Here is an 18,493-nt window from a genome sequence, read left to right as displayed (position 1 = left end):
TCGAAAGGAGTGGTCGTGGGTGCGCTGAGGTCGAAGAAGCGTTCGTCGAGCGGGCTTCAGCAGGCGGGGCGCGCCTAGAGTTGTCGTCAAACGCGGCGCTTTCGAGGATGCGTCGAAGTGCCGTTTGCACTGGTGGAGCTAAGGGGACTCGAACCCCGCGCCGAACCTGGGGAAACGGGCTCTGAACTGCGGGTTCGCCCGCCGTAGAAGACGCCGATGATCGCAACGGTCTGGTCCAACACGGCGAATGCAATAACGACCCGTCGCCTGAAGCCGATTGTGCGCAGTCCAGACTTGATGTCGTCGCGCGCGCTGCCGCGATGCGGGAATGCGGCCAGCTCCTCGCAGTAAGCGACGATCGCCTCCGTGTAGCGCGCCGCGACTTCGGCCGACCCCGCGGCGGCGATATAGCGGTACAGCTCGGCGAGCTGATCTTCGGCCTCGGGCGTGAAGACGACGCTGGGACTCACACGCTCCCGGCCTGCTCGGCGGCCAGCCGCGCCCGCACCCTCTGCGCAGTGACGGCGCGCGAAGGGTCGGCGACCACGGCGTCGTACGCGGCGGCAACCTCGTCACGAAGCCAGGCTTCAATAGCCTGATCGCGGGCGAACAATGCCCGCAGGCCCTCGCGGATCACCTCACTTTCGCTGGCGTAGTCTCCTGAGCGCACCCGCTCGCGGAGCGCTTCAGCCATGTCGTTTGGGAGTGTGATGCTCAATTGCCGCGTCGTTCGCATGAGCGACCTCCATTGCTGAGTAGGACTGAATCCTACTCCCACCTGCGCGGCGCCGGCGCCTGGGTGCTCAGGCGCGCCGCGAAACACGGATATGGCTGTGATCCAGCGAGGATCACGACCGCGGTGTCGATTTTGCGACGGATGGCCACGACCGCGCCGCGGCGCGGGCGAACGCCACCGCTTGCGATGTGACACGCTCTGGCTTCGCGACTCGACTGTCCGGCGCCAGCAGCCGAAGCCGCCGCAGCACGTCTGTGGTGTTCCTCGTTATGTGCGCCGCCGACGACGTCGTGATCGGTGTACGGTCGCGGTGCTTCCAACCGATGGCGTCGAGCATGGCGGCGACGAACCCGTCGGGGTCGTTCTCGCCGGCCGCGACCGCGATGAGGAAGAGAAGCCCGGCCTGCTCTTCGCACAGATCCTTCGACGTGAGCGGCATACGTTCGGCGAGCTGGAACCACAGCGCCGGCGGGTCGCTGCGTGCGGCCTTGCCCCGCACGGTCACCATGAGGCGCCCACGGTGCTTTCGCAGCAGGCCCATTCGCTGTGCGGATTCCAGGTAACGGCGAACATGTGTTCGCGGCTTGTTGGCTCTCAGTTCCGCACTCGGCCCCCATAGGCCTAAATCGAAGTTGATGCGGTACGCCCCTGCCGTCTCTGCGGACTGCGTCGCGTGACCGTGGTTGTGCTCTTAGCTAAGGCATCCAGCGTGCATTGCGGCCAAACTGGGCGACACCCCCGACCGAGGGAATTCCAGCCGCTCGTTCATCGCGGGTGGTCTTTGCCGGCCAGTTGGTCCAGCGCATGGTCCAGCACATCGGCGAGCACCCGAAGCCCGTCGCGCACCCCGCCCGACGAACCGGGCAGGTTGACCACCAAGGTCCGTCCCGCCACCCCGCATACACCCCGGGACAGCACCGAGGTCGGCACCTTCGGTAGACCGGAACGCCGGATAGCGTCGGCCAGCCCAGGAATTTCGTAGTCGAGCACCGCCGCCGTTTGGGCGGGGGTGTCGTCGCTCGGCGAGATGCCGGTGCCACCCGAGGTGATCACCACGTCGACCCCGTCGGCGAGAGCATCCCGCAGCGCCTGACCCACCGGTCCGCCGTCGGCGACAACCACCGGTTGCACCGACGGAAACCCGCGCTGCACAAGCCATTCCGAGATTATCGGCCCGCACCGATCTTGGTAGATGCCGGCCGACGCGCGGGTCGAGGCGATAATGACGCGCGCGGAGCGGTCTGCCATCACCGCTCCCAGGTTCCGTGCCGGCCGCCGTCCTTCCGCAACACCCGAATGTCGTCGATACGCGCAGCCGGGTCCACCGCTTTGATCATGTCGTAAAGCGTCAGGGCCGCCACGCTCACCGCTGTCAGCGCCTCCATCTCGACGCCGGTGCGATCGGTGCTGCGCACCGTCGCCGTGATGTCGATATCCGTGGAACCGACAGCGAAATCGACGTCGGCGCCTGTGAGCGCCAACCGATGACACAGCGGAATCAGGTCGCCGGTGCGTTTAGCGGCCAGAATGCCGGCAACTCGCGCGGTCGCCAGGGCATCGCCTTTGGCCAGTCCTCCCGTCGTAATCAGCTCCACCACCTGGGCGGAAGTACGCAGTGAGCCCGCGGCGACAGCGGTGCGCTTGGTGGCCGCCTTCGTGGTGACGTCGACCATATGCGCTGCGCCGTCGGCGTCGATGTGCGATAGCGGGTCAGCCACGTGTCCCATTCTGACAGGGCTCCGCTGGGTGGCTGGTGTTTTTCGCGTGGCGTTGACCGGGTAACTGGGCGCGGTAAGCGAGAATGGTTGGGTGAGTTTGGGTTTGACGCCGAAGCAGGCGGATTTGTGGCGGACGACGGTGGACTTCTGCGAGGGCCGGGTGGCGCCGGACTCGATTTACGGCGTGCTGCATCGGGAGTGCTTGAGCTTGTTCGGCGATGAGATGTTCGCTGACGTTTTCGCTGATGTGGGCCGGCGCAGTGTGCCGCCGATGATTGTGGCGGTGGTGATGGTGCTGCAGCGCATCGAGGGCCTCTCGGATCGGGAGGCGGTGCAGCGGTTCGCCTTCGACGCGCGCTGGAAGTATGCCGCCGGCGGGCTGGTCGGACGCAAGCGGGTGCTGGATTCGACCCCGCTGTATGACGCGGTGGCCACGATGGACACGGCCGCAGCCGCGACCTAAGGCCGGCGGCGATGCCAACCGGCCCACCAGGACCGCCTCTAGACCAGCCAAGCAACGGAATCACCAATCCCGACAACCGAATTCACCCGAGCTAGGCCACTCACGATCACGCGAGCACTACCCGATAGCCCGACCGGTCAACCAGCGCCCCCACAATGGCCGTTCGACACCAGCCACCTAGCGCAGGTCCCAGATCTGCACCTGCGAGCCGGCCGGAACGTCGGTGACGTCAGCAGGAATGTCCAGCAGGCAGTTCGCCGAGGCCAGCCACCCAAGATGATGTGACCCCGGCGGGCCGTGGCTCACGGCGGTGCCGGCAGGGTCGAAAACTCCGCGGCGGAACTGGCGTTTACCGGCCGGCGAGGTCAACGTCTCGGTCAGCACGGCGGATCGGCGCGGCCGGTGCGGAGCCGGCAACCCCATCGCTGAGCGCAGCGCCGGACGGATGAACACCTCGAACGACACCAGCGCACTGACCGGGTTACCGGGCAGGGTGACGATGGGTGTGCCGGCAACCCGGCCGGCGCCCTGTGGCATGCCGGGCTGCATAGCCACCTTGACGAACTCCACCCGCCCGTCACCGGCTCGGCCGAAGGCGTCCTTGACCACCTCGTAGGCCCCCGCGCTGACGCCGCCGCTGGTGATGATCAGATCGGACTCGGCGGCGTAGCGGTCCAGCAGCGCCGTGAATTGGGCGACGTCATCGCCGGCGATCGCGGTGGCAACCACTTCGGCACCGGCGGCGCGGACCGCGGCCGGGATCGGCGCGCCCGTCATGATGCGATGCGCGGTACCCGGCTGCAGTGCCGGAATGTCGGTCCGACCGGCCGGAATATCTTCTGCCACGGGCAGTTTCACGGGCCGTCCGGAGGTAGCCATCGCCACCTCGTCGGCACGGACGGCGTAGCCGTCCATCGCGGAGTCGTCGAAAACCGGCAGCGCCACCGTCGCAGTCACGTCGTCGAACAGCACCCGCCCCTCGGCGTCGGGCAGTTCGGCAGTGGCGCCGGGCCGGGCAGTGATCAGCCCGGCAACAACGTGTTGGTGCTCCTCGACCGACCGCATGGCGTCTCCAAAATATAGTTGGTGTCCATGGTGACGGGTTGCGGTCGGCAATGACGCTGGTAGTGCGCGCGGCGCTGACCGATCAGCCGATTTCGCTTGCCGAACACCAGGAACTGGTCAGCCATCATGCCGCCGGAGCCATCGTGGGCTTCGTCGGCATGATTCGTGACCACGACAGCGGGCGTCGAGTGCGCAAGCTCGAATATTCCGCGCATCCGTCGGCCGCCGACGTCCTCGCCGAGGTGGTGGCCGACATCGCCGCGCAATCGCCGGGGACGCGCGCTGTTGCAGTCAGCCATCGCATCGGCGTCCTGCAGATCGGGGAGGCGGCGCTGGTAGCCGCGGTCGCCGCCGATCATCGCCAAGCGGCGTTTGCTACCTGCGCACTGCTGGTGGACGCCATCAAGGCACGGCTGCCGGTGTGGAAGCGCCAATTCTTCGCCGACGGAACCGACGAGTGGGTGGGCTCGGCCTAGCGGCGTCGTTCAACCTCCGGCGAACGGCGGCAGGACATCGATCGTGTTGCCCGCCTGGAGCGGCTGGGCCTGGTCCCGTACCGCCACGCCGTCGCAGAGAAACGAGCACCGGGACAGTACGCGGGCGAATTCCTGGCTGCGGTTCGCCAACCCGTCGACAAGGTCGGCAACCGTGGCGCCGCAACGCATGCTCAGCTGCTCGGAATCAGACCCGGCGGCGGCGCGGGCGGCCGCGAAATACCGCACGGTGACCGTCTGACCCACGGAGTCAGCCACCAATTGCGCTCATCGGCCGCGCCGGCTGGACGAAGTCCGGGTCGTCGATGCCATGGCCGGCGGGTTTGTCCCACATCGCGGCCCGCCATGCGGCCTCGATCGAGGCGTCGTCGGCGCCGCCGCGCAGCAGCCCGCGCAGGTCGGTCTCCTCGTTGGCGAACAGACAGCTGCGCAGCTGCCCGTCGGCGGTCAACCGGGTGCGGTCACAGGTCGCGCAGAAGGGGTGCGTCACCGAGGCGATGATCCCGACTTTTCCGGTGCGTCCCGACGCGGGATCGGTGATCCGCCACAGCTCGGCCGGCGCCGAACCCCGCGGCGCTCGATCGGGTTTCAGCGCAAACGAATGCCGTCGCAGCTGTGCGAGGACCCGATCTGCGGAAACCGTGGCCCCGCGGCGCCATTCGTGTCCGGCATCCAGCGGCATCTGCTCGATAATCCGGAGCTGGTAGTCATGGCCGAGGCAGAACCGCACCAGCGACACCGCATCGTTGAGCCCGGTGCGCGGGTCCAGCACGGCATTCACCTTGACCGGTCGCAGACCGGCTTCCTGCGCGGCGGCCAGGCCATCCAGCACATCAGCCAGCCGGTCGCGGCGGGTGATCGCCGCGAAGCGGGCGTAGTCCACGGAGTCCAGCGACACATTCACCCGGTCTAAGCCGGCCCGCGCCAACTCGTCAGCACGCTTGGCCAACAAAACGCCGTTGGTGGTCAGCGCGATCTCCGGGCGCGGCCGCAGCGCGGCGGTTGCGGCGACAATTTCGTGAAGATGCTTAGCCAGCAACGGTTCTCCACCCGTGAACCGCACTTCGGTGATGCCCAGCCGAGTCACGCCGATTCGCACCAGCCGCAGAATCTCATCGGGCCGCAGCAGCTGCTCGGCAGCCGACCACGGCAGACCCTCGGCGGGCATGCAGTACGTGCATCGCAGGTTGCAGCGGTCGGTCAGCGACACCCGAAGATCGGTGGCGACCCGCCCGTAGCTGTCGATCAACGGGCCGGTGCGTGCGGGCTGGGTCAGCGGGCCAACCTGACGACGCCGCACCGAAGGCACACCGAGCGTCGTGATCATGACACCATCCGCAGCTGGTCGGGAGCAACGTTTTCATTATCCATCGGCGCAGCGCGATGAGGAGGAGCCGAGCCAACGTACGCCGCCTTCCTGCAGGTCACGGCATCATCTACCATCTAGATGTGCCAACGATGCGCATCCGTCAGGCAGCTGAACTGCTGGGGGTCGGCGACGACACTGTGCGGCGATGGATCGACAACGGCGCGTCGTCGGCCAGCCGAGACGACGCCGGCCGCAAGGTGATCGCCGGGCACGTCCTGGCCGAGTTTTGGCGCAAAAACGCACCGCCGTTGCCGCCGGACCCGCTGGGCGCCGGCAGCTCTGCACGCAATCGCTTCGTCGGTTTGGTCACCAACGTGATCAGCGACAAGGTGATGACCCAAGTCGAAATGCAATGTGGCCCGCACACCGTTGTATCCCTGATGAGCACGAAGCGGCAACGGAATTGAAACTGACGCCCGGCAGCCTCGCCGTAGCAATGGTCAAGGCCACGACCGTGATCGTCGAAACTCTTGAAGCGTTTGCAGATTGACGTAGTCGGGTACGCGGCGGCTGTGACGGATGCGGTCATCGAAAGGTGGAAGCGCAGTCAGTTGTATGAAGCGCTTCGCCTCAAAGGCTACGTCGCATTCAATTTGCCCCGGACGGTGAGCATGCTGGGCGCAGCGCTGCTGATCGGGATCGCCCTGGTCCATGTTTACGTGCTGACCAGCCGGCCGGAACTGCCGACGTACTTCTTCGTCTACACCGCGATTGTGGGAGCTTGCTGCCTGTTGGCTGCCGCGTCCCTGTGGCTGGGCCGTAATCCCGTTGTGCCGCAACGCGGCTGGTTCTTCGGCGATCTGGTTTCGGTGGTCTTCCTCAGCCTGTACCTGGCCAGCCGACCGGCGCCGCTGGCCGGACTGGTGGCGGTGACCGGCCGGTGGGACTTCGCCCCCGGCACATTCGCCGGCGCGTTCGCGCTGGGCTTCGTCGCCGTCCACATGTCGGTGCTGCTGGGCATCAACGTTGATCATCCGCAGCGGCATCGAGATCCTTTCCACTCATCCAAAGTTGTACTGGCATGACGACAGCAGACCCGGAAGCGAATGGGCGCGCTTCACCCGCAAGGTCATGCCGAGGGACAGGCTGTTCGACACCCTCGATGAGGAGGAGGACTACAGCCCGTTCATTTCGTTGCCCGGCCGCGCCGAGTTGGGCATCGGCCGGAACTGGCATTTCTTTGTGGTGATCGGCTGGATTCTGCTGGGGCTGTCCTACTACATCCTGCTGTTCGCTACCGGGCAGTGGCATCGCTACTGGCCCGGCTCGTGGTCGATCTTCCCGGAGGCCTGGGACGACATCGTCACCTACATGACCTTCAACCTGCCGCCGTTGCTGCCGGGTGAGCCACTGGACGCCATGCAGAAGCTGGCTTATGCGGGCGTCGTCTTCGGGCTGGCGCCCTTTCAGATCCTCACCGGCGCCGCCCAATCCCCGGCGATCGAAGCCAGATTCCCGTCGTACGTGCGGATGTGGGGCGGACGGCAATGGGCGCGCAGCCTGCATTTCCTGGGGCTACTCGCCTTCGTGGTCTTCATCGTCATCCATCTCTCGATGGTGTTCTTCTGGGGTTGGGGCCATCTGAGCGCGGCGATGATCTTCGGCTCGATTCGCAACCGCTACGTTGTCGCGTTGCGGCTGCGGCACAAAGAGGAGCTGGTCGTCTTTCCGGCTGATCTGCAGATTGCGCCCCACCAGCATCGGCGCCGACAGCCGTGTTCTGGCGTGCGCGGAGCCCAGGTCGGTGATTTCGGCGACTCGCCCATCGTCGGCGAGTCCGACGAGGGCATCATTGCGGTACGACCACACCGGATCGCGCAGCGGCGCACCGACCGTCGTCACGCTGACCTCGGGTTCGGTTTCCACCGCTGTCCCCGGCGCGACGCAGCCTGCAACCGCAATAACACTGACAGCCAACGGAAGCCACCTGCGCCGGACCCGACGCGCCACCATCTTCGCCATCTTCATAGCCCTTTTAAAGCCCCGATGTCAGGGGAAAGCAATACCCCAGAACCAGGCCCGGTTACACCTACGCTTCCAATATGGGCACTAAGGCCGGTATGGGCACTAAGCCTGATTCCACCGATGAATTGATTTGAGTTTTGCCGTGTCGGAATGAAGAAACTGCCCTCTGAGCTGGGATAATTGGAGTTTCCGCACAACAATTTTGCACCTACCCACCCACTGGCCCTGGGAACCGGCATGGAACACCCTGTGGCACAACATCATCGGCTACCAATCCAGCGCCTGAACCACCATCCACCCGCCCCGCCAACCAGGACCCAACAGGAAAAGCTGGACAGACCAGCGGCCCTGCCACACCCACCACCAGCCAACATCAAGATCAACAACTCAACCCCCGACCACAGGGTCCATCGGTGGAATCAGGCTAAGGCCAAAGGAAGTCGACTTCGAACGGCTGGCTGACGCATTGGACGACTACCGGTTCGCCTACCTCGTCACCGTCGACGACGACTATCGAGTGCACACCGTGACCGTCGAACCCGAGTTGCGTGAGCGCGCCATGAAGGTCGGGCCGGCCCGAGCGCTGCTGCGCCGCAACGCGAGCACTCCGGGGTTCGCGAAGGGCTGCCTGCATGACTGTGTGGTGTTCGCCGAGCCGTAAGCGAATTTTACGCCACTTTACAGCTGTGACCCGCGAGTTTACTACAGCGCCTGGCGCGGTGAAAGGTCGGCCCGCAGCGCCCGGTTGCGCCGACCGCAACTCGATCCGCGACCGCAACGACGGCATAAGTCAGGATCTGCACACCGCCGAAGACGGCACCGTCGCCGACCTGGCCTTCCCGACGCCGAGCCGTCGCGCCCGGTTCTCGCCGCGGCCGTATCTGCCCGCAGCAGAGCTGCGCGACGACGAGTTCACGCTGGTGTTCGCCACCGACAGGCTTGCACACCAATGGCGCACCATGACCAAGCCCGGAAAGGTGGCCAAGCTCAACAAACTCAACCCCGAACCGTTCCCGCAGCTGCATCCCGACGACTCGTGAAGATCCCGACGCCGCCGATCATGCCGACGAAGCTCCCCAGCGCGACCTTGCCGCGGCCGAGCCGGTCGGCGAATCGGCCACCGTAAAGTCGTGCGACCCAACCGAGCAGCGGCCCGACGAAGGCGATTTGGGCGGCATGCAGTGATGCCTGTGCGGCGCTTTGTCCGGCCGTGGCGAACGAAATCTGCAGCACCTGGACGGTGTTCTCCACCTGCGTCCTGGTCCTGCCCGTCGCGCGACCCCCTCGCCGCCCGCCTGCCATGCGACCCGGTCCTCCGGGTTCCAACCTGTGATCGTGTGCGGTCGCGCCACCGCGTTCGGCTTGACTTCGGCCGTCCCGAACGAAGGTAGGGATACGATGTTGCTGCCCCGCTGCGTACGGTTTCGCCGCCGTTAACATCGCCCTCACGCGAGTGCGCAGCGCGTGGAGAGCGGATGACACGTAGCACACTCACCTTGATCGCGGGCGCTCTGCGCGCCGTTCGGCGTTACGCCGGAATTTCTATATGGTGAGATTGAATTGATATCCCCAAACCAGAGCAGTGATGGTCGATGCGATACAACCCTCCGCCGAACTGGCCCAAGCCTCCTGATGGGTGGGTGCCGCCACCCGGTTGGTCACCGGATCCGTCATGGCCTCCGCCACCGCCGGGCTGGCGACTCTGGGTTGAAGAAAACGCCCCAAACCCGCACGGCGCCAAGCGGACGCTAAGTCGACTCGAGCACACCGGCGATGACGTGGAGTACTTCGGCGATGACCGCGCTTGGTCGGAGGATTCCGGCCCAGCGCCGGCTGCCGATCAGCTGGATCGCGAGATGCCGGCGGAAGCCCCGTCGCGGCCTACCGAGGTCGCTCCGGAAGAACTTTCGATGCAACATCTCGGCCGTTACGCCACCGTCAGGTGGGAAGATGAGCAGAAGTACGTCATCGGTAAAATCGTCGCGGTGTCCGGGGATTCGGGCGCGATTAGCGTGAAACTCGCGGGGGTCGAAACGCCGGTTTCTTTTCAGCGAGATGTAGCGTCCGACGGTCCTGCCAAACCGATTCTCCACGTGTGGATTTGAGGTTCCGCACGCGACGATGGTCCGGTAACTTTTACGGTCGTCGGCGCGTCCTTGGTTGTAGGAGGTGTGCGATGGGATCGGTTGACTACGTCGATGCGATGAACGCAGCGTTGGATCGGTTGCGCGGCACCGGCTTCTATATCGGTGGCTTCTTCGCCAACCACGGACCGATGGCCGCCGAGGCGTTAGCCAGGCTCGGTTACTGCGACGAGGTGGACGGCTGGGTCGACACCAATATCGGCCATCGCGAGCACGCGCCGCTGCCAACGCCCAGCGAGCCCATCGGCGATTGGCGGGCGGCGCTGGGTGATCGCAACCGCGGCGGCGATTGGGTGCAGCTCTTTCGCCAGGAACTGGCTGAGGCGCCGTGGCGCGATGTGCTGCGAACGTGGTGGCCGAGGCTGTTGCCGGGTTGCGCCGGGTCGCTCACCCATGGGCTGATTCGTACCGCCCACGCGGTGCGGTCGTTGCGCGAGACTGACCGGCCGAGTGAGCTGCAGATCGACGAACTTGCTCGTGCCCTGGGCTTCTGGGCGACGGTATTCGCCCCGCTCGCAACCAATCACCGCCCGGCCGGTGATCTTGAGGCCGCAGACGTGAACACAGCGCTAGGTCAGCTGACGGCCGAATACGCGGGCCACTACACCGCCACCAAACCGTCGTTCCCAGTCCCATTGATTCACACCATCACCGCGCCGGCCGCGATGCGACTGCTGTTGCCGGAGTTGCCCGCCAACTTGCATGCACCGTCCTTGTGCACGATGACGCGGGTCAATCGCGAATTGTTCGCTCGGTTCGGCGGTCAGCGGGCCTCGGATGGCACCGAAGCATGCGAAACCGACCGCACGTTCGCCGAACTGGCGGCCGAGGCCGTCGAGATCGGCGACGAGCATGCGATCAAGATGTGCGAAGCGGCCATGCGGGAAAACGCCGCACGCCCCGACGCCCGCTACCTCAGCGCCGCGAGCACCGCGGTAGATCTGATCCGCAGCCGCTGACGGCCATCACCGGAATTCTTCGGCGGAAGCTGGCCGCTTACGGCCGGGCGGAACCCGATCCCGTTGCCCGGCCCACGTAGCGGGCCGCGCTAGTCGGGTCGGGTTTGCTGTTCGATGTATTGCTTGATAACGATCAGGGGTGCACCGTCGCAGGAGGCGGCAAAGTAGGACAGGTTCCAGAAGTGCTTGCCCCACAGATATTTCCGCACGCGGTAGGGATAACGTTGGCGTCGCCGACGAGACGACACGCCTTTGAGCCGGTTAACTAGCTCGGACCGGGCACGGCCGGGCGGATAGTGCACCAGAAGATGGACGTGGCCGGGCTCGCCGTTGAATTCGCGCAGCTCGGCACCAACACTAGCCAGACCTCGCGAATGAGGTGTCGCCTGACGGTCAGCACCGGATCGGCGAATACAGGGCGGCGGTACTTGGGGCACCTTACTGCCCGTCCGGCCTGACATTGGGCCGCTTGCTGCAGGAGCCCATGTGGTGGACTGGTCCTTTACGCTCGCCGGACCGGCTCGAACTGAGTGGCTTTGATCGTTGGTTCGGAGTCGTTTGATCACGAATCTCCACGAATTTCGGAGTCGGTGCGTCGCGGCGAAGTCGTTGATTGTGAATTTCGCAGTCACCGGCGGTGCACCGGCCGCTGGTTACGCTCGGAGGTCCGGTTTTCGGGGTCGAAGGTGGTCATACCTGGTGGCATGAGCCGTCTTTGTCGTGCGTGTTTTACCTCTTGGCTTGCCGCGGTGACGATTTCTTTGACGGTTGCAACGATGCGTCTGGGTTCCGCATGCAGTGCGCGTGCCGCGGCCCGGATGGCCCGAGGAGTGGTGAAAAGCTGCGACGGGCGCACCTCGTGGTTGAGCACACGGATGAGCATTTGCGTGGCGTCAGGGTGGCGGGCAATGTCGTGCATCACGTGGGTAACCAATGGCGAGGATGCACCCGGTGCGCCCATATCCTTTGCGAACCAGTATATTTCGTAGGCGTCGTCGTCTCGCCAACGCCACCACCGCTGCATTCGTCACCACCCGAATCGGACCTACGCGACTGCCGTCTGCGATGAGAGCATCGAGTTCGGGCCAGGCCCGGATGCCGGCGGCGAAGCTAGAGCAATTGATCCGCGTCATCGAGATCTGAGAACTACCCCGCCCCAGGAATCCGATTTCATCCGCGCGTGAACGGATTGCCCAGCTGTATCCCCTCGATGAGCCGACCGTCGTTGAGATCCTCCGTCCACGAAGCGTCGCAGCGCAATTCGGCGGCACCGCGCACGATCATGGCATCCCAGAAGGAAAGCTGGTGACGACTCGACCAGGTCGCAGCGGATGACGTCGGCGGGCTGACCGTGATGAGCGCCGCGATAACGCTGGCGAACAGTACCTCGATGCTGTTGAGTGCATGGAAAACTAGGCGTCCGGTCCCGAGACCGATCTGCCTCGTCACGTTGGGCGCGCGGAACTTCAGCGGTGCTTCCAGAAACGAGGTGGCGAGCACCATGCCCAGCCACACGAAGATCAAAGCGACGGCGATCGCGGGCCCGGGGCTCATCTGGAGTTTCCTTGCGGCGTCAGGTGCGCCAGGCATAGGTCCGGTTCGACGAAGGCGTCCAATCGGTCGACAGTGACCGGTGCCCTTTGGCTTTCGAGAACTCCCTGCATCAGACCTAGGTGGATCGGGCACACGACGTCGCTTCGGGCCTCGGCGAGTTCGAGGAATGGGCAGTGTCGCAAGCCGATCTGCTGCTCTCCCCCGGATTCGCGGCGTCCGGGCGCGAATCCGAGATCATCGAGCACGTCGACGAGGTGGTCGATCGATTCCCTTGCACCCCTCCTTTTCCCGTGTGACACCGATACATTCAACTGCCGCCCCCACGTACGCCCCCCGGCTTGTGCTTTGGTACTGGGATCGCCATCGACGGAAAGACTTATCGCAAGGATTTCGGCGAGCAGTCGATAATGGCGCGGTCCATTGTGGTCCATCTGCGGGATCGCGCGAAACATCAGCGGTGGGCGCCCCGGTCGTTTGTAGTCCGACTCGACCTGCTCCACCCGGCCGTCGCTGACCAACGTGTCCAGATGGAAGCGGACGGTGTTGGGATGTACGCCCAGCGCATCGGCAATCGCGCGGATACTCATGGAGCTGGGCGCTGCCTTCAACATTCGCAGTACATCGCGACGTCGACCTGGCTGCTCCTCGGGAGACACGACGGCGCTCACGCTTCCACGGAATCCTGCTTGGGCAGGCTTGCCACCAGCGGCGCATCGATGCCGAGTGGGCCGATTTTGGCGGCCCCGCCCGGTGACCCCAGGGGCTCGTCACGGCCGGGCAGGGTTTCGGAGAAGAACGCCGCATTGTCAGCTTGATAGGGCTGCAACTCTTCGGGCAGGTCGTCCTCGTAATAGATCGCCTCGACCGGGCAAACGGGCTCGCACGCGCCGCAGTCAACACACTCGTCGGGATGGATGTAAAGCGCCCGGCCCCCCTCGTAGATGCAATCCACCGGGCACTCCTCGACGCATGCCCGGTCCATCACGTCAACGCATGGCTGTCCGATCACGTATGCCATGGCGTCGAGTTTACACAAGCTGTCTTGTACAAAGTAGGAACTGTGCGTCCGATGGCCGAGAAGACCCGGTGGTAGTGCTGGTGGCACCAGGCGGTGAACAGCCGGTTGAGCTCATCGAGCGAAGAGACTGCGCCGGCGGCCGCGATCTCGACCAGGAACTGGTCGCGCATGGCGCGGTTCCACCTCTCGATTTCCCGCGTCCCTGCGGTTTTCCCGGGCTGCTGTGCACCAGCCGGATATCCTCTACCCAAACGGCAGCACCAGCTTCCGCGACGTCACCACCGGCAACAACGGCGGCCTACACCGCCGCCACAGGCTTGGGGCCCCTGCACCGGCCAGGGCAGCCCCGACGGACAAGCCCTACTCAACGCACTCACACCCTCACCACCGACCCCGGCGGCTCGTCAAATCCACGTGACTAGCGCCGCGCACGCCGGTGACATTAAATGCAAGAACCCGAACGGCTCACCACACCTGGACACCGGACTCGTCCTCACCGCATCCGGGGCAACCTTCGCATCGAATCGGGGCATGTTGCCGTCACTGCGGTGAGCTGTCAGGAAACGAGCGCTGTGACGGTCACGGTCGTGTCGGCGAGCGCTGCGCCGCCGATGTTGCCGATAGGCTCGTCGAGGGCCGCGACAGGAAGCCACTGAATGAGCTCCGGTAAGACAACCCCTTTGGGTTGCTGCACTGTCACGATCATAGCCATTGTGCCGCTGGGGATTTCACCGGGAATAAAGGGGCAGGTGATCACCCGCCCGGTAGCGGCTGCGAGGTGGATCGCGTTAGACAGTACGATCACGTACAGTTCCTGGTCGGTGTCGCGGCGCGGCGTGATATCGCCGGGCGTGATCACAGGCCAGCGGCCCGATTCGACTGATAAACCTTCTCCGCGTAGGCGTCGATATCGAGCGTTGGCACAGTGCGTGTGATGTAGTTCTGCAGCGAGATTCGGAGATGCTCGTTGTGCAGGGCTCGTTCGATCATCTCTGAGCGATTCAGCCCGGCTGCCTGGGCGTCCGCATCAGCCGCCGCCAGCACGGCCTGATCGATCGTCACCGAAACCTTATCCTTAGCCATACCACTTATCCTACTTTAAGTAGGACAATCGTCGAGCACGAACTCGGTCGCCGCGATCGCCGCCACGCGCCGTCACTCATGTATTGGTCGGCCTCGCCGCGGTGGCGTTGACCGGCGCCGGCGCTGTGGTTGGCGCGGAGTCGAATAAGACGGTGAGGTCGCTGCCCTGGTAGGCGTTGCACTCCGCGGTGCGGGCCGCGATGTCGGCGCTGTTTGTGAACTGCCATGCGGCTGGGGTGGGGTCTCCGTAGGAGCACGCCTACCTCATCGCCCGAAAGCACTAGCCACACCTGTAAATGTATTCCGCCGCAGGGCGGCTGCCGTCGGGTTTCTCCCCAACCCAGATAGGGTTGCGATCGTGTCTCCGAAGTGCGCGCCCGTATCGACCAGATTGATGCGCAGATCGTCCAACTCCTAGCGGCCCGTCAGAAGCTCGTCAAGCAGGCGGCGCGCTACAAAGCCGACGAGCACGCAGTGCACGCACCGATCGCCGTGCCGCCATGATGACGCGCCTGCACAAGCTCTCGATTCAGGAAGACGTCTCACCCGAGATGGTGCGCCGCGTATACGACGCCATGATCGACGCCTTCATCGACCTCGAACTTCACGAACACGCACAAATCACGGAAAAGGACCGCGGCAGCTAAGCAGCGTGCCAAGACCGTGCCGGGTGAGCACGTCACCAACACCCACGAGGAACGGCAGCGTCGGAGGGGCGGATGAGCAAGAAGGCTTTCAGTGAGCCGGTGCCTGTATCCGGTGGTGGTATCGCGCCCTCGGGTGCAGAACCCCGCGACATCCCGCTGGTGCAGTTCATCCAAAAGCTCACTGGGCCGGTGCTGACGCATCTGCCGGCTCCGCTGCTCAAGCGCGTACTGCGAGGAATGCGCCAAGAACGGCCACCGAAGGCGATCGGCGCCCGAGTCGACGTCACCCAGAGTTCCCACGACGGTGTAGCGGTGACCTGGCTGGCGCATCCCCATCACCCGGCCGGTGTTGTCGTGTATCTGCCTGGAGGTTTGTATGTGGCAGGACCGGTTGCCCCGCAATGGAAATGGCTGGCAGAAATCCAGCGTCGAACCGGCCTGGCCGCAGCGACCGTGTGCTATCGCAAGCCGCCTGAGCACCCCCATCCGGCGGCTCTCGATGACGCGGTAGCGGTGATCGCGTCGCTGCATCGAAGCGGTGAACTCGCCGAGGGGAGGTGGGTGTTGGCCGGCGACAGCGCCGGCGGCCACCTTGCTTTAGCTGCGTGCCAGCGGCTGCGTGACACCGGCGGACCTATGCCGGCGGGGCTGCTGCTGACCGCTCCGCTGGTCGATATGGAGTTCGCCTATCCGCAGACCGCTGCTGCGATCAAGGCCGACCCGACCTCGACCGAGGCGACATTCTGGTGGGGATTCAAGCTGTATGCCAACGGCACACCGCTCGATGACCCGACGTTGTCTCCGATCAACGCGCCGCTTAACGGTTTGCCCCCTGTGCACTTGAACGTCGGGACCCGGGATCTGTTCCTGTTCGACAACCGCCGCCTGCGCGATGCGCTCCAACACGCCGGTGTCGAGCTCGCCTACATCGAGCAGCAAGATGCCAAACACGCCTACCCCCTCAGAACGCACACCCCCGAAGCCCAATGGACCATCCACGACCAGGTCCGGTGGCTGCAAGACGTGATCGCACGCACTACGCCTCAATTGGGATGTTAACTAGTCGGGCCATTTCACGGGGCGGTCGCCGGTTGCCGGCGCGGCCATGTCGGGACCCGTGGCTACATTATTCGAATGCATGTTCGACACAGTGAATCTCTGCCGCGCTACGTGTCCCACAGCATTTGCGGCCGCTGGACAATATCGCCTGGTTCTAGGTCCAGAGGCCTGCTCGATGCCGCCGCAGAACTAGCACGCCAACTCGGCTGCCTCAGCCACGCAAAAGAAACCAGTTACGGCTGCAAGTTCAACCTGATAAGCACCCGGCCAGACGCAACCCCCAACGTCCGCACCATCCTCGACGTCACGCCCGTTCCTCACGGCAAGGGTTACTCCGGAGAAGCGGGCATCTCCATGCAAATGCTCGATCGAGCCATCGCGCGACCCGAGCTGCGAGTCGACGTCATCTGCTACGACGGCGCATTCCGCGGCAAACACATCGACCACGCGATGAAACGCGGCATGATCGCCCTGGTCCCCACCCACTCCGGCACCGCGGTGCCCACAGCTTTCGACGTAATCAACTGCGGCTGCGGAGACCGCCACGAGATCTGGACCGACAAAGGCCGTCTCCACGAACGGACCGTCCTCGACACCGGCGAAACCCACCTACACCCCCTACCGGTGCACAAGGTCTACGACCGCCGCACCGCCAAAGGCACCTACCGCTGGTACATCAAGTTCGCCACCACCTGCGGCGCCCTTCAGACCACACGAATCGACATCACACCCGAAGACCGCAAAAAGGGCTACAACCGCGCCGAACACCTGCGCCAGCACACCAAAACCGACCAAGGAAACAGCCTCTTCGACCGCTGCTACGGCTGGCGCGAAGACTCCGAATCACTCAACAACACCCTCGACGGCGACCGCATGACCGCCCACACCGCCACCCGTCAACACAGTGTCATGATCGGATTCGCCTTAGGCCGCAACGCAATCGCCGCATTCATCCACCAACGGAACCAACAACCCGCAGCAGCCTGAGCACCCCACCAGGGACAACCCTGCCCACCATCGAGTCACACCAATCTCACCCAGCGCATCAACAACGCTGGCCGCGCCAGCACCACGTTCCTACGGCCCGATTCCGCCGATTCGCAGCTCGCCGCCTAGCATGAATCGTCCCTATGGGTTTTCAACACCTATTTCGATAGGTCCCGCGCCCTCGTAGCTCAGGGGATAGAGCACGGCTCTCCTAAAGCCGGTGTCGCAGGTTCGAATCCTGCCGGGGGCACTAGTGTTTTTGCAGGTCAGCGCCGTTAGCTCTGAGTTTAGCCCTGAGTCTCAGCTTCGTCTGGTCGGTGCTTGGTCGGTGATTGTTTGGCATCAGATGACTCGCGTTGGCTGGCGATGGTCAATCGCGCGGCAGCGTCGAGTCGTGAAGCGATGTCGTCAAGGTCCGTCGGGAAAAGACCCGCGTAGTGGTTGAGCGTGGTCGCCGCCGATTCGTGACCCAACAGGCGCGCGACCGCGACGACCGACGCACCTTCCTGGATAGCCAGCGATGCCGCGGTGTCGCGCAGATTGTGAGGAGTGATTTTCAAGCCGAGCGCCGCGACCGTGGAATCAAAAACGTCGCGTCGCCAGTTCCGGTTGCGAAGCGGTGTGCCGGACGCGGAAGGAAAGACCAATTCGCCTCGGGGCTGGAGCGCTTTGTAGTTTGCGAGCTCGCCGGACACGATCTCGGGGACTGGCACTGTGCGGGCCTGATGATTCTTCACCGGCGACATCTCACCCCGCGGCGCCTCCTCTGAATACGCCCGAACGACGCGCAAGGTCCTACTTTCCAAATCGACATCGGACCATCGCAATGCCGCTAGCTCGCCCCACCGCAAACCGCAATAGCCAGCGACGAGCACCAGCAGCCGATCCCTCGCCGCGTCAAATACTCCCGCAAGCCGCCAAAGTTCGTCATGGGTCAAAGGCCGTGGGTCATTGCCCTGCACCTTGGACAGACGGATCCCCGCGGCGGGATTGCGCTGGATTGCGCCGTCGCGCACGGCATAGTCGAACACCCGTCGCAAAACGCCAAGCGCGTGGCGGGCGGTCGCGACGGACTGCGTTCGCGATAATTCAGCGGCCCAGGCCTGTACCTCGGACGGTCTTACCGAGACGAGTGGCCGGCGCCCGAAGGTACCGGCGATCTGCTTCGCAATCACCCCACGAATCTTGCGAAGAGTGGCCGGCTGCCGAGCCGGCTGGGCGTCCAGCCAGAT

At 64.6% G+C, this 18,493-nt stretch carries 25 protein-coding genes, 1 tRNA gene and 6 pseudogenes; 14 read left to right on the top strand and 18 right to left on the bottom strand.

Annotated elements, in window-relative coordinates; translation table 11 throughout:
• Positions 1-86 precede the first annotated feature (86 nt).
• The 5 genes from M5I08_RS02790 to moaC all read right to left on the bottom strand — a co-directional run bounded on the left by M5I08_RS02790 (position 87) and on the right by moaC (position 2,463).
• Positions 87-470 carry a type II toxin-antitoxin system RelE/ParE family toxin gene (locus M5I08_RS02790; protein WP_249763080.1) on the bottom strand — a complete coding sequence of 128 codons (384 nt, stop codon included), beginning with the start codon at positions 468-470 and terminating at the stop codon, positions 87-89.
• Positions 467-694: a ribbon-helix-helix domain-containing protein gene (locus M5I08_RS02785; RefSeq protein WP_249763079.1), complete on the bottom strand. Its 228-nt coding sequence runs from the start codon at positions 692-694 to the stop codon at positions 467-469. The genes M5I08_RS02790 and M5I08_RS02785 overlap by 4 nt, the downstream gene beginning before the upstream one ends.
• 154 nt (positions 695-848) lie before the next feature.
• Complete coding sequence (locus M5I08_RS02780) at positions 849-1,244, bottom strand: hypothetical protein (RefSeq protein ID WP_249763078.1); 396 nt, start codon at positions 1,242-1,244, stop codon at positions 849-851.
• Positions 1,245-1,501: 257 nt separating this feature from the next.
• Positions 1,502-1,984: a MogA/MoaB family molybdenum cofactor biosynthesis protein gene (locus M5I08_RS02775; RefSeq protein ID WP_219069861.1), complete on the bottom strand. Its 483-nt coding sequence runs from the start codon at positions 1,982-1,984 to the stop codon at positions 1,502-1,504.
• Positions 1,984-2,463, bottom strand: coding sequence for a cyclic pyranopterin monophosphate synthase MoaC (moaC, locus tag M5I08_RS02770; protein ID WP_219069863.1), 480 nt, complete (start codon positions 2,461-2,463; stop codon positions 1,984-1,986). Before moaC ends, M5I08_RS02775 begins: the two co-directional genes overlap by 1 nt.
• Positions 2,464-2,626: 163 nt before the next feature.
• Here moaC and M5I08_RS02765 point away from each other — a divergent pair.
• A pseudogene (locus tag M5I08_RS02765) lies at positions 2,627-2,899 on the top strand (transposase family protein); the annotation flags it as partial.
• Positions 2,900-3,094: 195 nt separating this feature from the next.
• On the opposite strand, the gene M5I08_RS02760 reads toward M5I08_RS02765, so the two are convergent.
• Positions 3,095-3,982 (bottom strand): molybdopterin molybdotransferase MoeA, encoded by an 888-nt coding sequence (locus tag M5I08_RS02760; protein WP_219069867.1) that lies wholly within the window; start codon positions 3,980-3,982, stop codon positions 3,095-3,097.
• Positions 3,983-4,032: 50 nt separating this feature from the next.
• Between M5I08_RS02760 and M5I08_RS02755 the strand changes: the two genes are divergently transcribed.
• Positions 4,033-4,458, top strand: a complete 426-nt coding sequence (locus M5I08_RS02755; RefSeq protein WP_219069869.1) for a molybdenum cofactor biosynthesis protein MoaE — start codon at positions 4,033-4,035, stop codon at positions 4,456-4,458.
• 9 nt (positions 4,459-4,467) lie between these two features.
• On the opposite strand, the gene M5I08_RS02750 is transcribed toward M5I08_RS02755, so the two are convergent.
• Entirely contained in the window at positions 4,468-4,734 is a 267-nt protein-coding gene (locus M5I08_RS02750; RefSeq protein WP_370328563.1) for a MoaD/ThiS family protein, read from the bottom strand.
• Positions 4,727-5,803 (bottom strand): GTP 3',8-cyclase MoaA, encoded by a 1,077-nt coding sequence (gene moaA, locus M5I08_RS02745; RefSeq protein WP_219069873.1) that lies wholly within the window; start codon positions 5,801-5,803, stop codon positions 4,727-4,729. Before moaA ends, M5I08_RS02750 begins: the two co-directional genes overlap by 8 nt.
• Before the next feature lie 122 nt (positions 5,804-5,925).
• Between moaA and M5I08_RS02740 the strand changes: the two are divergent.
• The 5 genes and pseudogenes from M5I08_RS02740 to M5I08_RS02720 all read left to right on the top strand — a co-directional run.
• Positions 5,926-6,335, top strand: a pseudogene (locus tag M5I08_RS02740) (TOBE domain-containing protein).
• Between the two features lie 22 nt (positions 6,336-6,357).
• Positions 6,358-6,870 (top strand): oxidoreductase, encoded by a 513-nt coding sequence (locus M5I08_RS02735; protein ID WP_249763077.1) that lies wholly within the window; start codon positions 6,358-6,360, stop codon positions 6,868-6,870.
• Positions 6,812-7,468, top strand: a pseudogene (locus M5I08_RS02730) (cytochrome b/b6 domain-containing protein); the annotation flags it as partial. The gene M5I08_RS02735 and the pseudogene M5I08_RS02730, both read left to right, overlap by 59 nt.
• 760 nt (positions 7,469-8,228) lie before the next feature.
• Positions 8,229-8,471: a hypothetical protein gene (locus M5I08_RS02725; protein WP_219069905.1), complete on the top strand. Its 243-nt coding sequence runs from the start codon at positions 8,229-8,231 to the stop codon at positions 8,469-8,471.
• Positions 8,472-8,562: 91 nt separating this feature from the next.
• A pseudogene (locus M5I08_RS02720) lies at positions 8,563-8,847 on the top strand (hypothetical protein); the annotation flags it as partial.
• Here the strand turns inward: M5I08_RS02720 and M5I08_RS02715 are convergent.
• Positions 8,807-9,061, bottom strand: a complete 255-nt coding sequence (locus tag M5I08_RS02715; RefSeq protein WP_219069877.1) for a hypothetical protein — start codon at positions 9,059-9,061, stop codon at positions 8,807-8,809. The pseudogene M5I08_RS02720 and the gene M5I08_RS02715 overlap by 41 nt on opposite strands.
• A 527-nt stretch (positions 9,062-9,588) precedes the next feature.
• Here M5I08_RS02715 and M5I08_RS02710 point away from each other — a divergent pair.
• Complete coding sequence (locus M5I08_RS02710) at positions 9,589-9,915, top strand: hypothetical protein (protein ID WP_219069879.1); 327 nt, start codon at positions 9,589-9,591, stop codon at positions 9,913-9,915.
• Positions 9,916-9,986: 71 nt separating this feature from the next.
• A complete protein-coding gene (locus M5I08_RS02705) occupies positions 9,987-10,913 on the top strand; it encodes a questin oxidase family protein (protein ID WP_219069909.1) in 927 nt (308 codons plus the stop codon).
• 89 nt (positions 10,914-11,002) lie between these two features.
• Here M5I08_RS02705 and tnpA read toward each other — a convergent pair.
• The 8 genes and pseudogenes from tnpA to M5I08_RS02665 all read right to left on the bottom strand — a co-directional run.
• Positions 11,003-11,263: pseudogene (tnpA, locus tag M5I08_RS02700) on the bottom strand (IS200/IS605 family transposase); the annotation flags it as partial.
• 278 nt (positions 11,264-11,541) lie between these two features.
• Positions 11,542-11,835, bottom strand: coding sequence for a hypothetical protein (locus M5I08_RS02695; protein WP_219069883.1), 294 nt, complete (start codon positions 11,833-11,835; stop codon positions 11,542-11,544).
• 248 nt (positions 11,836-12,083) lie between these two features.
• The gene (locus M5I08_RS26480; protein WP_307728260.1) at positions 12,084-12,467 is read right to left on the bottom strand and encodes a hypothetical protein; all 384 of its coding nucleotides are present in this window, start codon (positions 12,465-12,467) and stop codon (positions 12,084-12,086) included.
• A complete protein-coding gene (locus M5I08_RS02685) occupies positions 12,464-13,078 on the bottom strand; it encodes a helix-turn-helix transcriptional regulator (RefSeq protein ID WP_219069906.1) in 615 nt (204 codons plus the stop codon). The genes M5I08_RS26480 and M5I08_RS02685 overlap by 4 nt, the downstream gene beginning before the upstream one ends.
• A gap of 53 nt (positions 13,079-13,131) precedes the next feature.
• Positions 13,132-13,485: a ferredoxin gene (gene fdxA / locus M5I08_RS02680; RefSeq protein ID WP_219069885.1), complete on the bottom strand. Its 354-nt coding sequence runs from the start codon at positions 13,483-13,485 to the stop codon at positions 13,132-13,134.
• A gap of 65 nt (positions 13,486-13,550) precedes the next feature.
• Positions 13,551-13,723 (bottom strand): annotated as a pseudogene (locus M5I08_RS02675) (integrase core domain-containing protein); the annotation flags it as partial.
• Positions 13,724-14,041: 318 nt separating this feature from the next.
• Positions 14,042-14,344, bottom strand: a complete 303-nt coding sequence (locus M5I08_RS02670; protein ID WP_219069889.1) for a toxin — start codon at positions 14,342-14,344, stop codon at positions 14,042-14,044.
• Positions 14,341-14,568: a ribbon-helix-helix protein, CopG family gene (locus tag M5I08_RS02665; RefSeq protein WP_219069891.1), complete on the bottom strand. Its 228-nt coding sequence runs from the start codon at positions 14,566-14,568 to the stop codon at positions 14,341-14,343. Before M5I08_RS02665 ends, M5I08_RS02670 begins: the two co-directional genes overlap by 4 nt.
• 369 nt (positions 14,569-14,937) lie before the next feature.
• On the opposite strand from M5I08_RS02665, the gene M5I08_RS02660 reads away from it, so the two are divergent.
• From M5I08_RS02660 to M5I08_RS02640, 5 genes are all read left to right on the top strand, one after another.
• Positions 14,938-15,072, top strand: coding sequence for a chorismate mutase (locus M5I08_RS02660; RefSeq protein WP_219069893.1), 135 nt, complete (start codon positions 14,938-14,940; stop codon positions 15,070-15,072).
• A complete protein-coding gene (locus M5I08_RS02655; RefSeq protein ID WP_219069895.1) occupies positions 15,069-15,215 on the top strand; it encodes a hypothetical protein in 147 nt (48 codons plus the stop codon). The genes M5I08_RS02660 and M5I08_RS02655 overlap by 4 nt, the downstream gene beginning before the upstream one ends.
• Positions 15,216-15,287: 72 nt before the next feature.
• Entirely contained in the window at positions 15,288-16,274 is a 987-nt protein-coding gene (locus tag M5I08_RS02650) for an alpha/beta hydrolase (protein ID WP_219069897.1), read from the top strand.
• Between the two features lie 360 nt (positions 16,275-16,634).
• A complete protein-coding gene (locus tag M5I08_RS02645; protein ID WP_249763075.1) occupies positions 16,635-17,261 on the top strand; it encodes a hypothetical protein in 627 nt (208 codons plus the stop codon).
• Between the two features lie 177 nt (positions 17,262-17,438).
• Positions 17,439-17,511: transfer RNA gene (locus M5I08_RS02640), tRNA-Arg, on the top strand.
• Positions 17,512-17,548: 37 nt separating this feature from the next.
• On the opposite strand, the gene M5I08_RS02635 is transcribed toward M5I08_RS02640, so the two are convergent.
• Positions 17,549-18,436: a tyrosine-type recombinase/integrase gene (locus M5I08_RS02635; protein ID WP_249763074.1), complete on the bottom strand. Its 888-nt coding sequence runs from the start codon at positions 18,434-18,436 to the stop codon at positions 17,549-17,551.
• Positions 18,437-18,493 lie beyond the last annotated feature (57 nt).

Origin of the sequence: Candidatus Mycobacterium methanotrophicum (assembly GCF_023515995.1) — a bacterium.
GTDB lineage: Bacteria > Actinomycetota > Actinomycetes > Mycobacteriales > Mycobacteriaceae > Mycobacterium > Mycobacterium methanotrophicum.
Note: the sequence above shows the minus strand (reverse complement) of the source record. Positions and strands in the feature narration are given on the sequence as shown.

Coding starts and splice junctions, on each gene's coding strand:
- M5I08_RS02705 (WP_219069909.1), top strand. CDS start 9,987: ATGGGATCGGTTGACTACGTCGATGCGATGAACGCAGCGTTGGATCGG.
- M5I08_RS02775 (WP_219069861.1), bottom strand. CDS start 1,984: ATGGCAGACCGCTCCGCGCGCGTCATTATCGCCTCGACCCGCGCGTCG.
- moaA (WP_219069873.1), bottom strand. CDS start 5,803: ATGATCACGACGCTCGGTGTGCCTTCGGTGCGGCGTCGTCAGGTTGGC.
- M5I08_RS02665 (WP_219069891.1), bottom strand. CDS start 14,568: ATGGCTAAGGATAAGGTTTCGGTGACGATCGATCAGGCCGTGCTGGCG.
- M5I08_RS26480 (WP_307728260.1), bottom strand. CDS start 12,467: ATGAGCCCCGGGCCCGCGATCGCCGTCGCTTTGATCTTCGTGTGGCTG.
- M5I08_RS02785 (WP_249763079.1), bottom strand. CDS start 694: ATGGCTGAAGCGCTCCGCGAGCGGGTGCGCTCAGGAGACTACGCCAGC.
- M5I08_RS02780 (WP_249763078.1), bottom strand. CDS start 1,244: ATGGTGACCGTGCGGGGCAAGGCCGCACGCAGCGACCCGCCGGCGCTG.
- M5I08_RS02755 (WP_219069869.1), top strand. CDS start 4,033: ATGACGCTGGTAGTGCGCGCGGCGCTGACCGATCAGCCGATTTCGCTT.
- M5I08_RS02645 (WP_249763075.1), top strand. CDS start 16,635: ATGCTCGATCGAGCCATCGCGCGACCCGAGCTGCGAGTCGACGTCATC.
- moaC (WP_219069863.1), bottom strand. CDS start 2,463: ATGGGACACGTGGCTGACCCGCTATCGCACATCGACGCCGACGGCGCA.
- M5I08_RS02760 (WP_219069867.1), bottom strand. CDS start 3,982: ATGCGGTCGGTCGAGGAGCACCAACACGTTGTTGCCGGGCTGATCACT.
- M5I08_RS02650 (WP_219069897.1), top strand. CDS start 15,288: ATGAGCAAGAAGGCTTTCAGTGAGCCGGTGCCTGTATCCGGTGGTGGT.
- fdxA (WP_219069885.1), bottom strand. CDS start 13,485: ATGGCATACGTGATCGGACAGCCATGCGTTGACGTGATGGACCGGGCA.
- M5I08_RS02655 (WP_219069895.1), top strand. CDS start 15,069: ATGATGACGCGCCTGCACAAGCTCTCGATTCAGGAAGACGTCTCACCC.
- M5I08_RS02685 (WP_219069906.1), bottom strand. CDS start 13,078: ATGTTGAAGGCAGCGCCCAGCTCCATGAGTATCCGCGCGATTGCCGAT.